The 15,265-nt window shown below is 63.4% G+C and carries 12 protein-coding genes; 5 read left to right on the forward strand and 7 right to left on the reverse strand.

Going from position 1 to position 15,265, the window contains the following annotated elements; translation table 11 throughout:
* Positions 1-212 precede the first annotated feature (212 nt).
* On the forward strand, positions 213-3,701 hold the full coding sequence (locus BLT86_RS12225; protein ID WP_092376995.1) for a hybrid sensor histidine kinase/response regulator: 3,489 nt from the start codon (positions 213-215) through the stop codon (positions 3,699-3,701).
* Between the two features lie 455 nt (positions 3,702-4,156).
* Positions 4,157-5,104, forward strand: coding sequence for an alpha/beta fold hydrolase (locus tag BLT86_RS12230; RefSeq protein WP_092376998.1), 948 nt, complete (start codon positions 4,157-4,159; stop codon positions 5,102-5,104).
* A 14-nt stretch (positions 5,105-5,118) separates the two neighbouring features.
* On the opposite strand, the gene rmuC is transcribed toward BLT86_RS12230, so the two are convergent.
* The 4 genes from rmuC to BLT86_RS12250 form a co-directional block, all read right to left on the reverse strand.
* Positions 5,119-6,480, reverse strand: coding sequence for a DNA recombination protein RmuC (gene rmuC, locus BLT86_RS12235; protein WP_167377347.1), 1,362 nt, complete (start codon positions 6,478-6,480; stop codon positions 5,119-5,121).
* 179 nt (positions 6,481-6,659) lie between these two features.
* The gene (locus BLT86_RS12240; RefSeq protein ID WP_017675070.1) at positions 6,660-6,911 is read right to left on the reverse strand and encodes an SEL1-like repeat protein; all 252 of its coding nucleotides are present in this window, start codon (positions 6,909-6,911) and stop codon (positions 6,660-6,662) included.
* 437 nt (positions 6,912-7,348) lie between these two features.
* Entirely contained in the window at positions 7,349-8,101 is a 753-nt protein-coding gene (locus tag BLT86_RS12245) for an RES family NAD+ phosphorylase (RefSeq protein ID WP_064495326.1), read from the reverse strand.
* A gap of 233 nt (positions 8,102-8,334) precedes the next feature.
* Entirely contained in the window at positions 8,335-8,706 is a 372-nt protein-coding gene (locus BLT86_RS12250; protein WP_021490285.1) for an antitoxin Xre/MbcA/ParS toxin-binding domain-containing protein, read from the reverse strand.
* Positions 8,707-8,838: 132 nt separating this feature from the next.
* Between BLT86_RS12250 and BLT86_RS12255 the strand changes: the two genes are divergently transcribed.
* From BLT86_RS12255 to BLT86_RS12265, 3 genes are read left to right on the forward strand one after another with little or no spacing between them, the layout of a single operon-like run.
* Positions 8,839-11,394, forward strand: coding sequence for a YdbH domain-containing protein (locus BLT86_RS12255; RefSeq protein ID WP_092377004.1), 2,556 nt, complete (start codon positions 8,839-8,841; stop codon positions 11,392-11,394).
* Between the two features lie 4 nt (positions 11,395-11,398).
* Positions 11,399-11,590 carry a YnbE family lipoprotein gene (locus tag BLT86_RS12260; protein ID WP_003462588.1) on the forward strand — a complete coding sequence of 64 codons (192 nt, stop codon included), beginning with the start codon at positions 11,399-11,401 and terminating at the stop codon, positions 11,588-11,590.
* A 31-nt stretch (positions 11,591-11,621) separates the two neighbouring features.
* Positions 11,622-11,960 carry a YdbL family protein gene (locus BLT86_RS12265; protein ID WP_017675075.1) on the forward strand — a complete coding sequence of 113 codons (339 nt, stop codon included), beginning with the start codon at positions 11,622-11,624 and terminating at the stop codon, positions 11,958-11,960.
* 61 nt (positions 11,961-12,021) lie between these two features.
* Here BLT86_RS12265 and grxD read toward each other — a convergent pair whose 3' ends face one another.
* The 3 genes from grxD to BLT86_RS12280 all read right to left on the reverse strand — a co-directional run bounded on the left by grxD (position 12,022) and on the right by BLT86_RS12280 (position 15,164).
* On the reverse strand, positions 12,022-12,348 hold the full coding sequence (gene grxD / locus BLT86_RS12270; protein WP_013716756.1) for a Grx4 family monothiol glutaredoxin: 327 nt from the start codon (positions 12,346-12,348) through the stop codon (positions 12,022-12,024).
* A 130-nt stretch (positions 12,349-12,478) separates the two neighbouring features.
* Positions 12,479-14,587: a molybdopterin oxidoreductase family protein gene (locus tag BLT86_RS12275; protein ID WP_092377007.1), complete on the reverse strand. Its 2,109-nt coding sequence runs from the start codon at positions 14,585-14,587 to the stop codon at positions 12,479-12,481.
* 145 nt (positions 14,588-14,732) lie between these two features.
* Positions 14,733-15,164 (reverse strand): hypothetical protein, encoded by a 432-nt coding sequence (locus BLT86_RS12280; RefSeq protein ID WP_021490288.1) that lies wholly within the window; start codon positions 15,162-15,164, stop codon positions 14,733-14,735.
* Positions 15,165-15,265: the final 101 nt, after the last annotated feature.

A 15,265-nucleotide genomic window follows, 5' to 3' on the forward strand; every position in this document is an offset into this window, starting at 1 on the left:
CTTCCTCAGGGTCCTTCCTTGGGCAGAATCGCAAACGCGCCAAGCTATCAGCCCCTGCGCTGCTGCACAATCGAGTCCCGTCGCAAAGCACACCTGCTTGGCTGCGACCTTGGTCGCAGCCGACAGCGCCCGGCTTTGTGCAACACTGATCAACATCGGCCTCGCCTCGGCGGCCAGGCTCATTTCGTTTCACTGCGCGTTTCGGAGTCTGCATGTCGCTGTCCCCCGGGTTGATCGCCGCGGTCGCCCTGATCTACATGGCCATTCTTTTCGCCATCGCCTTCTATGGTGACCGCCGCAGCACGCCCATGCCGCCGAAGATCCGTGCCTGGGTGTACTCGCTGTCGCTGGCCGTTTACTGCACCAGCTGGACCTTCTTCGGCGCCGTCGGCCAGGCCGCCGAACAGCTATGGTCGTTCCTGCCGATCTACCTCGGGCCGACCATTCTGCTGCTGACCATGCCCTGGGTACTGCAGAAGATGGTGATGATCAGCAAGCAGGAGAACATCACCTCCATCGCCGACTTCATCGCCGCGCGCTACGGCAAGTCGCAGTCGCTGGCCATCGTGGTGGCGCTGATCTGCCTGGTCGGCGTGTTGCCCTACATCGCCCTGCAGCTCAAGGGCATCGTGCTCGGCGTCAATCTGCTGATCGGTGTACATGCCCAGGACACCGGCACCAGCGCTCAGGACACCGCGCTGATCGTGTCACTGGCTCTGGCGTTGTTCACCATTCTGTTCGGCACCCGCAACCTAGACGTCACCGAGCACCATCGCGGCATGGTGCTGGCGATTGCCTTCGAGTCGCTGGTCAAGTTGCTGGCCTTCCTCGCCGTTGGCGCCTTCGTCACCTTCGGCCTGTACAACGGCTTCCACGATCTGCTCGACAAGGCACACAACACCGCCGAGCTGGACGCCTTCTGGAACGAGGCGGTGAACTGGCCGGCGATGCTGGTACAGACCGGCATGGCGATGATCGCCATCATCTGTCTGCCGCGGCAGTTCCACGTCACAGTGGTGGAGAACATCGAGCCCAAGGACCTGCGCCTGGCGCGCTGGGTATTCCCCGCCTACCTGATGCTGGCTGCGCTGTTCGTCGTGCCTATCGCCCTCGCCGGGCAGATGCTGCTGCCGGCAGGCGTGACACCGGACTCCTTCGTCATCAGCCTGCCGCTGGCCGAAGCCCATCCAAGTCTGGCGGTGCTGGCCTTCATCGGCGGCGCGTCGGCCGCTACCGGCATGGTGATCGTCGCCTCGGTGGCATTGTCGACCATGATCTCCAACGACATGCTGCTACCCTGGCTGCTGCGCCGGCAGAGCACCGAGCGGCCGTTCGAGGCCTTCCGTCACTGGATGCTCACCGCGCGCCGGGTCAGCATCGTGCTGATCCTGCTGCTGGCCTATGTCTGCTACCGCCTGCTCGGCGAAGGCGCCAGCCTGGCCACCATTGGCCAGGTGTCGTTTGCCGCCATTGGCCAACTGGCCCCCGCCATGTTCGGCGCGCTGGTGTGGAAACAGGCCAACCGCCGCGGCGTGTTCGCTGGCCTGATCTTCGGTGCCATGCTCTGGTTCTACACCCTGGTACTGCCACTGGCGGCACGCGGCATGGGCTGGTCGCTGGACAGCTTCCCCGGCCTGACCACCCTGCTCTACGCCCCCATCGGCCTGCAGGTTGATCCGCTGACGCGTGGCGTGGTGCTGTCACTGGCCGGCAACCTGCTGCTGTTCGCCTGGGTTTCCTGGTTCTCGCGTACCCGCGTTTCCGAGCATTGGCAGGCCGGGCGCTTCATCGGCCATGACCTGGGCACCAAACCCAGCAACCGCAGCCTGCTGGCAGTGCAGGTGGCCGACCTGCTGATGCTGTCCAGCCGTTTCGTCGGCGAAGAACGCGCACGCCAGAGCTTCAACCGCTTCGCCCTGCGCCAGGGCAAAGGCAAGGACTTCGATCCCAACCAGCCGGCCAATAGCGAGTGGATCGCCCACACCGAACGTCTGCTCGCCGGTGTGCTGGGCGCCTCCTCGACCCGCGCGGTGGTCAAGGCCGCCATCGAAGGCCGTGAGATGCAGGTCGAGGATGTGGTGCGCATCGTCGACGAAGCCAGCGAGGTGCTGCAGTTCAACCGCGCCCTGCTGCAGGGTGCGATCGAGAACATCACCCAGGGCATCAGCGTGGTTGACCAGAACCTGCGCCTGGTGGCCTGGAACCACCGTTATCTGGAGTTGTTCGAGTACCCCGAGGGCCTGATCTACGTCGGTCGGCCGATTGCCGAGATCATCCGCTTCAATGCCGAACGCGGCATGCTCGGCAGCGGTGACCTGGAGGAGAACGTCGCCAAGCGTCTGTACTGGATGCGCCAGGGCACGGCACACAGCTATGAACGGGTATTCCCCAACGGCCGGGTGATCGAGCTGATCGGCAACCCCATGCCCGGTGGTGGTTTCGTCATGAGTTTCACCGACATCACCGAGTTCCGCGAAGCCGAGCGCGCCCTCAAGGACGCCAACGAAAGCCTCGAACGACGGGTTGCCGAACGCACCCATGAGCTGTCGAAGCTGAACCAGGCACTGACCGAAGCCAAGGCCCACGCCGAAGCCGCCAACCAGTCGAAAACGCGCTTCCTCGCCGCGGTCAGCCATGACCTGATGCAACCGCTCAACGCAGCGCGGCTGTTCTCAGCCGCGCTGGCCCACCAGGATGACGCCCTGCCCAACGAAGCCCAGGAGCTGGTCCGGCATCTGGACAGCTCGTTGCGTTCGGCAGAGGACCTGATCACCGACCTGCTGGACATCTCACGTCTGGAAAACGGCCGAATCACCCCGGATCGCCACGCCTTCGCCCTCTCCAGCCTGTTCGATACCCTCGCCGCCGAGTTTGGCGTGCTGGCCGCCGAACAGGGTATCGACCTGCGCGTGCACGGCAGTCGGCAGTGGATCGACAGCGACATCAAGCTGCTGCGCCGGGTGCTGCAGAACTTCCTGACCAACGCCTTCCGTTACGCCAAGGGCCGCGTGGTGCTGGGCGTGCGCCGTGAAGGCGGACAATTGCGCCTGGAAGTCTGGGACCGCGGCATGGGTATCCCCGAAGACAAGCGCAAGGTGATCTTCGAGGAGTTCAAGCGCCTCGACAGCCACCAGACGCGCGCCGAGAAAGGCCTGGGCCTGGGCCTGGCGATTGCCGACGGCCTGTGCCGCGTGCTCGCCCACCGCCTGGAAGTGCGTTCCTGGCCAGGCAAAGGCAGCGTGTTCAGCGTCAGCGTGCCGCTGGCGAGAAAACCGGCGCCGAAGCCGCAAGGCCCAGCCGTACCGGCAGTGGATGGCCAACCCCTGCAGGGCACCCAGGTGATCTGCATCGACAACGAAGACAGCATCCTCACCGGCATGTACAGCTTGCTGTCACGCTGGGGCTGCCAGGTGTGGACAGCGCGCAATCGTCTGGAGTGCGAGCACCTGCTCAGCGAAGATGTGCACCCGCAGCTGGCGCTGGTCGACTATCACCTCGACGAGGGCGAAACCGGTACCGAGCTGATGGCCTGGCTACGCACGCGCCTGGGCGAACCGGTTCCGGGCGTGGTGATCAGCGCTGACGGTCGCCCGGAGCTGGTCGCCGAGGTACACGCCGCCGGCCTCGACTACCTGCCCAAGCCGGTCAAGCCGGCCGCACTGCGCGCCCTGCTCAGCCGTCATCTGGTGTTGCGCGGCTAGGGGCAGAACGTTTCCGCAGAGCGAGACCACTGCTGAAGGTTTGCCACCTCTACCGCGACGTCCCCCACCGGCATTGGCGCACCAGGCGCCACAGCCTGGCGGGGTACGCGACGCAGGCAAATACGCGGCACTTCATCAATCTGACCGCGCGGCAGCAAGCCGGTAGCAATGGCCGGACACGTTCGCGCGGTTTCGTGACTCGCGGCAACCCTGCCTTCGAGAGCCCCAACCAAGGACTGGACTTGCCAGGCACTGGCGCCGCACGAAACCTTCCAGGATCGCCCAACCCCCTGTTTCAGAGCGGAACAGAGGTTACTGGCACTTTCGTAACGCCAGCCCAACAGGGCTAGGCAGAGGCAAGCCAGCACTCAACAATGGCCCTTACACCGAGCGATGCAATCGTCATTCGTGGAGCCAGCCATGTTCCTGTTCGCCCAACCATTCGATTTCCTGCGATGAACGCGCCACTGTCGCGGGATGAACTGTCACCTCGACAGTTGGACGTGGATAGCGACGGCCTGCGCCTGCGTACCTATGTCTGGGAAAAGGCCGACGCCCCAACCCTGCTGCTGGTGCATGGTTATCCGGACAATCACGAGATCTGGCGGCCGCTGATCCGCGAGCTGGCCGCCGACTACCGGATCGTCGCTTATGATGTGCGTGGCTGCGGTGCATCCGAGGTGCCGAAACGGCTGCGCGACTACCGTCTGGAGCAACTGGGTCGCGATCTCGAAGCGGTGGTGCAGGCCACCAGTGCGGATCGCCCGGTGCATCTGGTCGCTCACGACTGGGGTTCGATCCAGAGCTGGGAGGCAGTAACCGAGCCACGCATGCAGCCGCAGCTGGCGTCCTATACCAGCATCTCCGGCCCTTGCCTCGACCATGTCGGCCACTGGATGCGCCAGCGCCTGAGCCTGCGTCGCCCTGATGCACTACTGCAGGCGCTGAGGCAGTTGCTCAGCTCCTGGTACATCGCTTTCTTCCACACACCACTGCTGCCGGAGTTGTGCTGGCGTCTGGGCCTGGATCGCACCTGGCCCTGGCTACTGCACCGCCTCGAAGGTATAGGCAATCTGCCAGCGAGCCCTACGCAGCGCAGTGATGGCATGCGTGGTGTGCAGCTGTATCGCGCCAATTTCATGCGCAGCCTGCTCAGGCCGCGCTCGCGCAGCACCCGCGTGCCAGTGCAACTGATCGTGCCGCTGAACGACCGCTTCGTACGCCCACAGTTGTTCGAGGATCTGCAGCACTGGGCGCCCCTACTGACCCGTCGCGAAGTCCGCGCCGGCCACTGGCAGTTGCTGGCCGAGCCCAACGCCCTGGCCGGCTGGCTGCGCGGCTACGTCAGCAGACTGGAGCAGGCCCGTCCCCGCACACAACCCGAGCAAGCGCCCCTGCGCTAGCGGGTAGACGTCGCTCACTCGCCCAGTTCGTCCAGCGCCGGCAGATCGGCAGAGCGCTCGAGCAACTCGCCTGGCAGGCTCTTGCTTGCGCGAGCGCCCAGCAGTTTGAGGTTTTCCACACGGCCAATGAGGTTGCCGCGACCGTCCACCAGCTTGTTGCGGGCGCTGGCGTAAGCCTTGTCCAATTGCTGCAGACGGCTGCCCATCTCGTCCAGATCGGCGACGAAGGCAACGAACTTGTCGTACAGCTGGCCGGCACGCTCGGCGATCTCGCGCGCATTCTGGCCCTGCCGCTCCTGACGCCAGAGGCTGTCGATCACCCGCAGGGTAGCCAGCAAGGTAGTCGGGCTGACGATAACCACCTGCTGCTCGAAGGCCTCTCGGAACAGGTCCGGCTCGGCCTGCAACGCCGCGGCGAAGGCCGCCTCGATGGGCACGAAGAGCAGGACGAAATCCAGGCTGTGCAAACCTTCGAGGCGCTGGTAATCCTTGCCGGAGAGGCCCTTGAGGTGGCTGCGCAGCGAGATCAGGTGTTGCTTGAGCGCCTGCTGGCGAATCGGCTCGTTCGCAGCCGCGACATACTGCTGGTAGGCGCTGAGGCTGACCTTGGCATCGACGATCACCTGCCTGTCACCCGGCAGGCGGATCAGCACGTCAGGCTGAAAGCGCTCGCCACCAGCGCCCTTGAGGCTGACCTGAGTGTGGTATTCACGCCCTTTCTCCAGGCCGGCATGCTCCAGCACTCGCTCCAGCACCAACTCGCCCCAGTTGCCCTGAGTCTTCTGGCCCTTGAGCGCACGGGTCAGATTGGTCGCCTCGTCGCCCAGGCGCTGGTTGAGCTGCTGCAAACGCTCCAATTCCTTGCTCAGGGAAAAACGCTCGCGCGCTTCTTGCTGATAACTCTCGTCGACGCGCTTCTCGAATGCCTGGATGCGCTCCTTGAGTGGGTCGAGCAACTGGCCGAGGCGCTGCTGGCTGGTCTCCGCGAAACGCTGCTCGCGCTCATCGAAGATCTTCGTCGCCAGTTCGGAGAACTGGGCGCGCAGCTCGTTGCGCGCGCCCTGCAGATCGTCGAGGCGCTGTTGCTGGTTATCGCGGTTTTCCTGCAACTCGGCAGCCAGCGCCGCACACTCGGCGGTGAGCCGACGCAATTCGGCTTCGTTGCGTTCGCGCTGTTGATTCCAGGACTGCGCCGCCTCACGGGCAATCTGCCGCTCCTGCTGCAGCAACTCGTTCTCACGACGCAGGCCGGCCAACTCGGTCTGCTGCTCCACCTTGATCTCGCTGACCTCGGCCAACTCGGCGCGACAGGCATCGAGCTGAGCCAGCAAACCGGCCTGGCTCAGTTGCGCATGCTCCAGGCGTTCCTGCAGCAGCGCCTGCTCGCCTTGCGCGCGAGCCAGCCGGCGCTGCAAGGACCAAAGGCCGGCCAATAACGGAACCAGCGCAACGACGGTGCCGATGGCGAGAGAGAGGGGATCGATTGGCATAGACGCTCCATGTTTGACCGCCGTGCAGTATACCCGCCGGCGATTTACACGGGGCCAGCACGCAATCAGCGCGACAGACGCTCCAGCTCCAGCTGAGCACTGCGATCGCCCGCGCGAGCAGCCTGGCGTAGCAGTTCATAACCGATGCGGCGATCACGGGTATTTCCGCAGTCGCGGCAGAGCAATTGGCCCAACCGACTTTGCGCCTGCACACAGCCCTTGCGGGCAGGCTGCTTGAGCAGGTTGCCGGCGATGCGTTTGACGCTCGGTGTTTGTCCCAGACGCGGGCTGTCGAGCAGCCACAGCGCAACGCGCATGGGCAGGCGAGAAGAACCGGAACGAGTTGCAGGGGATGAAGAAGGCAAAGCGCGAGGCATAAATAAAGGGGGGTGACTGCCGGGGCGCGCCACTCTACTCCTTTTTTCTCGAAGGTAAAGTCTTGCCTGCCGGATCGTTTGCGGCTGCAGAAAAGAGTTCCCTCACAATCCACAGAAGCTGTGGATAACTCCGTGAACAACTTGGGCGAAAGAAGTCACAGGCCTTATGCGGTGGGGCTCTCAGTCAAACTGTCGATTTTTTCACCAACGAAAAAAATTCATATTTTTCATTGACTTAAAAATCAACCACGAAAAATCAAGCGTTTAGCGGCGTTTCTGACAGTGATATGACAGCCTGCTTCAGCATTGTGCACAACTCCCTGCGACAGATCCGCGCAGCGCTCTGTTTCGGGGCATCTGACGCGCCAGCGCAGGCGTTACGCGGGGTGCGGCAATTGCCCCTGCACCAGAAACTGCTCCCAGTGAAACAGCCGTGGTTGATCCGGCGTTTGCGCATGCTTGAACGCCACGTACTCGCTCGTGGTTTCACACAACCAGGCCGTCAGATTACGCGGACGCTTCTCCGCGAACGCAGCCGGTACGTAGAGCGCCACATTGCTACCACCGTCAGGGCAGCGTGCCGAGCGGTACTCGAAAGCTTGAATGCGCGCCGCGCGCATCGACGTACCGAGACGCTGAGGCACGCTGTAATCACTAGGGTGAGCCAACAGTGCGCCGTGTTGATCGAAAGGCGGCTGTTGCAACTGGATACCTCGCTCGACGCGGTAACGCGCCTCGAAGGTCGAATGCTCGGAGAGGATGCGGCCACTGGGCGGCGGCACGACCATGCCGTTCCACAATACGAAACGGTAGTAGGCGGCCTCGGCCATCGCCGTTTCCAGACGCTGAGCGGCGTAGAACAGGCTGGGTTCGTGCACTGTGCCGAAGCGCGAGCCCCAACGCAGCGGCGGATAACGAAACGGCGTCTTCAGCAGGTAGTGCAACGGCTCGGCGGCTTCAGGCAGCGGCGGCTTGCTGCTCTCGAGCAACTCCTCGAGCAGGGCCTGTTCGGCCAGGTTATCCACCAGTTGCAGGGTCGCAACCTGCGCCTGGCTTTCCACCATGCGCAACAGCTTGCCGCGCAGCGGTCGCACCTGTCGCTCGCCGTCACATAGTTGCCAGATATCCATGGCGATACCTCCCAAGGGTAGAGCCTGCTAAAGGCATCGCGACGCTGGAGCCGTACAAGGCGCTGGGTTAGTGACAGCCTCCGGCTGATCACAACAGGCAAGCAATGGTCAGAGCCGCTAATCTGTATACTTATACAGTATTTTGACCCACCGCAATCACCCCTTCGGACGAACTGCGCTGGTCGTACGCAGCCTACCGAGCCCGTTCTCGATGCAGCAGGACTTATTGGCTTTCAGACCTTGCCGCGAATGGCGTCCAGATACTCGACAACACGCACCAGCCCCTGCACCTGACTCATCTGCTGCAGCGGAATGCCTGCCAGATGGCGATTTTCGGTGCGCAGGAAATGGCGCATGTCCTGCTGATTGCCACCAAACAGGGCAAACAGCGCGCGATAGACGCGAATCAGCAACAGCGCCAGCTCGCCGGTCTTGCTCTGCGGACGCAAACCGCCCTGCTCGTTCCAGCGGCTGATGGCACTGCGATGGACGCCTACGATGTCGGCCAGCTCCTGCTGCGTCAGCCCCAGTTGCTCACGGGTATTGATCAGGGCTTTAGCCAGTACCGCATCGGCATCGGGCTGAGAGCGAGTCACAGCACTCATCACATCCTCCTTCGCTCGTTTACGACAAAATAAATATTGAAAGCTGTAAATACACAATAGCACGGAAAGCCGCTTGGCACTCACTCGAGCATGGGGTACCGTCCAGTGGACCGCACCGAGCAAGGAACACTCATGAGTCGCCGGCGTTTCTGGCTGAGCACCTGCGTAGCGATACTGGCGCTGCTGTCGCTACTGGCCTGCTATGTCGGCTACCGCGTGCAGCAACTGCTCGAGGAACAGCACATAGAACTGGATTGGCAGCGACTGAGCCTTTCCTGGCGAGGCCTGCAGTTCCAGGATGCAAGCCTGGTACAACGCCGCGGCGGCGAACTGCTGGTGCAAAGCGGACAGCTGCAACTCTACTGGCTGGCCAGTGAGGCGCCTCGCTACCGCCTGGTTGCACAGGACCTGCGCCTGTCGTGGCAGCCTGCGCAGGGAGAATCCGAAAGCCCGAGCGACAACGATCTGAGCCGTCTACTGCAGCCCCTGAGCAATACCCTGCCATGGCTTCCACGGCACATCGAACTGCGCAACGCCCAAGCGCAACTGCCCTGCGCCAGCGGCCGCTGCACACTGCAGGGCGACGTCGACCTACGACTGCTGGACGATACCCTGCAGTTGCATACGCTGCTGTTGCGCGCAGCCCACAGGGCGAAGTTGCAAGCACAACTGCAGGGGCTGGGCAGCGAGCTGAACAGCCCGCGACAGCTGCAGTTGAACCTGCATCTCGATGATCAACCGCAGATCGCCCTGCATAGCGACTTGCAGGCTCAGGCCGATGCCCTGCAATGGAGCGGCGAGCTTGAGGTTACCGCTCTGCAGGATATGGCCTGGCTCGCCGAATGGCTGAGCGAATGGACGCTACTCGACGCTGACGCTCTGCCGGCCACGCCCCGGCATGCCGGGATGAACGCCCAGTGGCAGTTGCAGGTACCGCAGGTCCCCCCTACGTTCAGCGAACTGCTGGCCACCTCCGGGTGGCTGCGGGTCGATGCGCAGCTACCGCAGCCCTGGCCGCTTCCCGGCGTCGGCCTGGTCAGCGGTGAGCTGGCGCTCGATCTCAGCAATACCCTGGGCAGATGGCAGGCCCGGCGTTTGAACGCTCAACTGCAGCTCGACCCGCAGGACGCGCCTTGGCTGGCGTCGCTGCCGAGCGGCCTGCGTCCGCAGCAATTGCAACTGCACCTCGCGCCTCTGGATGGCGATGCCGATGAGGCGCTGGCCCTGCTGTTGAACGTCAGCGGCCACGGCCCGCTGGAACTGCAGGCAGATGCCGAGCTTGCCCTGCACCAATCCTCCGACTGGGCACTCGACGTTCGACACCTGCAGGTCGAGGCGCGCAGCAAACGCATGGACCTGGCTGACAGCCGTCTCGATGCCCTGCATCTGAGTTTTGGCCTCAAAGGCAACGTCACGCAGCAGCAGTTGCAGCTCAGTCTGGCCGACAGCTCACGCCTCGACGTCCAGCGCCTGCGCGGCGCCGAGCTTGACCTGCAGCAAGCTCAGGCGACGCTGGCCGGCATCACCCTGAGCGGCCCCCCAAGCACACCGACCCTGTCCGGCCCGCTGGGCCTGCGCATCCAGCGTCTGCACCATCCACAATTGCAGGCCCAGGGCTGGCAATGGCAGGGACGCGTCAACGCCGACGCCGGCAGCCAGACCCTAGACGGTGCACTGCTGGCCGATTCGGGCCTGAGCATGGCCCTGCGCCTGAACAACACGGCCAATGCGCTGAACCTGACTGCCACTCTGGACGAGCTGTTCCTGCGCGCCGGCAACCCACTGGCACAAACCCTGGCCGACTGGCCACCACTGCTGGCGCTGGACAATGGCCGCGTACAGGCCGAGGCCGACCTGCAACTACTCAGCGGCAAGCCCTTGCAACTCAGGGCCAACCTGAGAGGCAAGGGCTTGGCCGGCATCTACGACCGCTCCACCTTGAGTGGTCTCGATGCAGAGCTACAGCTGCAGCTGAACGGCGACCGACTTCGCCTCGACCTGCCTCAGTTGAGTGCCAAGCAGCTAGATCCCGGCATCGAGCTCGGCCCCCTGCGGCTGCAGGCCAGCTACCAGGCCAGCCTACAACGACCACTGGCAGGCAGCCTGACCCACCAGCGCGCCGAACTGGGCATTCTCGGCGGCAGCCTGAGCCTGGCACCGGCGACCTGGGCACTGGAACAACCCAGTCAGTTGCTGCCCCTGCGGCTCAGTGGCCTGGATCTGCAAGAGCTGTTTCGCGTCTACCCAGCCGAAGGGTTGGCCGGTAGCGGGCTGATCGACGGCACCCTGCCGCTGCGCCTGGCTGACGCCATCAGTATCGAACAGGGCCTGATCGAAGCCAGGCCCCCGGGTGGACAACTGAGTTTTCATTCACCGCGCATCCGCGCCATGGGTCAGGCCAACCCGGGTATGAAGCTGGTCACCGACGCGCTGGAAGACTTCCACTACGATCTGCTCAGCAGTAGCGTCGACTATGATCAGTCCGGCACACTGCGGCTAGGCATGCGCCTGCATGGACAGAACCCGGCCATCGAGAAAGGCCGGCCCATCCATTTCAACATCAATCTGGAAGAAGACATTCCGGCCTTGCTGGCCAGCCTGCAGCTGACCGACAAGGTCAGTGGCATCATCCAGCAACGGATTCAGCAATGGATGCGCCAGCGTGTCCCCCAAGAACCAAAGGAGTAGCGCCATGCGCACGTACCGCCTCCTCGCAGTCCTGAGCCTGGGGCTGCTGTGCCAGGCCTGTACCCCGACGGTACAACTGGCGATGCCGAACGAACCGATCAACATCAACCTGAACGTCAAGGTCGAGCACGAAATCTACATCAAGGTGGACAAGGCGCTGGACAGTGTATTCAACGAAGACAGTGGTCTGTTTTGAGCCCGCCGCACAGGTTCTACGGAGAGAGACGATGATTCGATACATTTCGACCCTGCTGCTGGCATTGAGCCTGAGCCTGCCGGCGTACGCACTGAACCTCAACCAGGCCATGAGTGCCCTGGGCGAAGCCAAGGCCAGCGGCCAGCTCGGCGAGCAACCCAACGGCTACCTGGGCGTGGTCAAGCCTGGCGGCCAGGCCGACGAAATTGCCCGCCTGATCAACCAGGCGCGTCGCGCCGAGTATCAGAAGGTGGCACAGGACAATGGCATCAGCCTGAACGACGTGGAAGCCATCGCCGGCAAGAAGGCCATCGAGCGCACGCCCAAGGGCCAGTTCATCCAGTTGAACGGCCAGTGGCTGCAGAAATAGAAAGCTGCTGGCTGAAACGAAAGAACCCGCCTAGGCGGGTTCTTTTTTGCACGAGCAGTGATCAGGCGCCGGCTTTGCTCACGGCATCCTTGATCAGGGTCTGCAGCTCGCCCTTCTCATACATCTCGGTGAGGATGTCGCTACCGCCGACCAGTTCACCACCGACCCACAGCTGCGGGAAGGTCGGCCAGTTGGCGTACTTCGGCAGGTTGGCGCGGATTTCCGGGTTCTGCAGGATGTCGACGTAGGCGAACTTCTCGCCGCAGCCCATCACCACCTGGGCAGCACGGGCAGAGAAGCCACACTGCGGCGCGTTGGGCGAGCCTTTCATGTACAGCAGAACGGTGTTGTTGGCGATCTGCTCTTTGATGGTTTCGATGATATCCATGGGGCACCTCAGCATAGACTTCGCGACCCGACGGTCGCCACGGTGGCGCGATTGTAGCGAAAAACCGAGCGCAATGCTCGGCCTTGCCATCACCCCCATCGCGTCAAGACAACCCCGGATTTCATTCGGGCTACGCAGCCACCACCTCCACCGGCACGCCATTGAGCACCGCATTGCCGGACAGCGCATCGAGCTGGCGCTCGTCAGTCAGATCATTGGCACTGGCGCCCGGCTGCGCGCGGGCGATATCCATCTGCACGCCGGGTCGGGCATGGCCCCAGCCGTGGGGCAGACTGACCACACCCGCCATCACCTCATCGCTGGCTGCCACCTCCACCTCGATGCTGCCGACCCGCGAGCGCACACTTACGCGCTGGCCATCGACCAAGCCACGACTGGCCAGGTCCGCCGGATTCATCAGCAACTGATGACGCGGCTTGCCCTTCACCAGACGGTGATAGTTGTGCATCCAGGAGTTGTTGCTGCGCACATGGCGACGGCCGATCAGCAGCAGCTCATGAGCAGCCGGTTGTTGCTGCTCGGCGAAACGTGCCAGATCGGCCAGCAACAGCTCAGGCGCGGCCTGCACCGCCTTGCTCGGCGTTTTCAGACGCGCAGCAAGATTCGGTTGCAGCGGTCCCAGGTCGAGCCCATGCGGTTGCTCGCGCAAAGCCGCCAGGCTGAGTTTGCGCTCGCTACTATCACCATGGGGGCCGAAACGCAGGCCCATATCGATCATCTGCTCAGGCGCCATGGTCGGTTTCAGCCCGAGGCCATTGCGCGCCGCGAAGGCCTTGGCCAGGCCGACGAAGATTTCCCAGTCGTGCAGCGCGTCGTCCGGCTTGGCCAGGATCGCCTCGTTGAAACGGGTGACGTTGCGCACCGCGAACACATTGAAGGTGGTGTCGTAGTGATCATGCTCCAGCGGCGCGGTCGGCGGCAGGATCAGGTCGGCGTAGCGAGTGGTCTCGTTGATGTAGAAATCCACCGAGAGCATGAACTCCAGACCGTCCAGCGCCTGCTCCAGTTGCCGCCCATTGGGCGTTGACAGCACCGGGTTGCCGGCCACGGTGACCAGCGCACGAATCTGCCCTTCGCCGGGCGTCAGCATCTCCTCGGCCAGCGCCGAGACCGGCAGCTCGCCGCCGTATTCCGGCAAGCCGGAAACCCGGCTCTGCCAACGGTTGAAATGCCCGCCCGAGGTGCTCGCCACCAGGTCCACCGCCGGCGTTGTGCAGAGCACACCGCCTGCGCGATCGAGGTTGCCGGTCACCAGGTTGATCACCTGCACCAGCCACTGACAAAGCGTGCCGAACGCCTGGGTGGAAACGCCCATACGCCCGTAGCAGACGGCCTTGTCGGCAGCGGCGAAATCCCGCGCCAGTTGCCGAATGGTTTCGGCCGGCACCCCACAACGTGCGCTCATGGCTTGCGCATCAAAGCCGGCAATCGCCTCACGCACCTGTTCCAACCCTTCCACCGGCAGATGGCTGTCGCGCGTCAGGCCTTCCTCGAACAGGGTGTTGAGTAGCGCCAGCAACAGCGCGGCATCGCTGCCGGGGCGCACGAACAGGTGCTGGTCGGCGATGGCCGCGGTTTCGCTGCGCCGCGGATCGACCACCACCAGTTTGCCGCCACGCGCCTGGATGGCCTTCAGGCGCTTCTCCACATCCGGCACGGTCATGATGCTGCCGTTGGAGGCCAGCGGGTTGCCGCCCAGAATCAGCATGAAATCGGTGTGATCGATATCGGGAATCGGAATCAGCAGGCCGTGGCCGTACATCAGGAGGCTGGTCAGGTGGTGCGGCAACTGATCGACCGAGGTAGCGGAGAAGCGATTTCGGGTTTTCAGCTGACCGAGGAAGTAGTTGCTGTGGGTCATCAGCCCGTAGTTGTGCACGCTGGGATTGCCCTGATACACGGCCACGGCGTTCTGCCCATGCGCCGCCTGGATTGTGCTCAGGCGCTCGGCCACCAGACCGAAGGCCTCGTCCCAGCCGATGGCCTGCCACTGCTCCCCAACGCGGCGCATGGGCTGGCGGATACGGTCGGGGTCGTTCTGGATGTCCTGCAGCGCAACAGCCTTGGGGCAGATATGGCCGCGGCTGAAGCTGTCCTGGGCATCGCCCTTGATCGAGCGAATCTGCGTGCTGCCGTCAGCTTGAGCTTCGGTTTCGATGGCGAGCCCACAGATGGCTTCGCACAGATGGCACGCACGGTAATGGAGGGACTTGGTCATGGCCTGGCCTCTTGTTCTGATCCGAGACGACCGGTCAGGTCGCAGGTCATGAACTATGGGCCGAGCGCGGAGACGACGCCAGCAGCGTTCGTCTCATGAATCGGCAGGCATCAAGCCTGCCGATTCAGGGTCGCGACTGTCCGAATTAACGGATGGAGGTCACGGTGCCCTTGTTGCCGGTAACGTTGACGCTAACGGTCTTGTACACGAAGTAATCCTGAACGTTCACTTCGTAACGCGGGGCGACGATCACGTCGGCACCCGAGGCCTTGACTGCCTTGTAGGCAGCTGCGGACTTGGCGGAAGCGACCGGGTCGAGACCCAGCGCGAAACCACCCTCACCACCACCGTAGGTCACGCCATCGGCGAACTGAGTGTCACCACCCAGCTTGAACACACCGAACAGGATGTTCACCGAAGATTGACCGGAGATGGGCTCGCCCACTTTCACGTCGGCCTTGAGGTTAGTTTGCACGGTGCCGTTCAGCGGAACGGTCGGCTGGCTAACGTTCTGGCTGGCACAGCCAGTCAGCAGGGCGAGAGCGGAGAAAGCGGCGGCGTAGGCTACGTGTTTCATGCAAAACTCCTTTGCACATATATTCCATGGATGTCCCCGTTGCGGGGGCAATGCATTGCCTTGGAAAGGCGGCGGCATCCTAGAGGCCCGGTCTAGAGCGG

Source organism: Pseudomonas sihuiensis (assembly GCF_900106015.1).
In the GTDB taxonomy this organism is placed as follows: domain Bacteria; phylum Pseudomonadota; class Gammaproteobacteria; order Pseudomonadales; family Pseudomonadaceae; genus Aquipseudomonas; species Aquipseudomonas sihuiensis.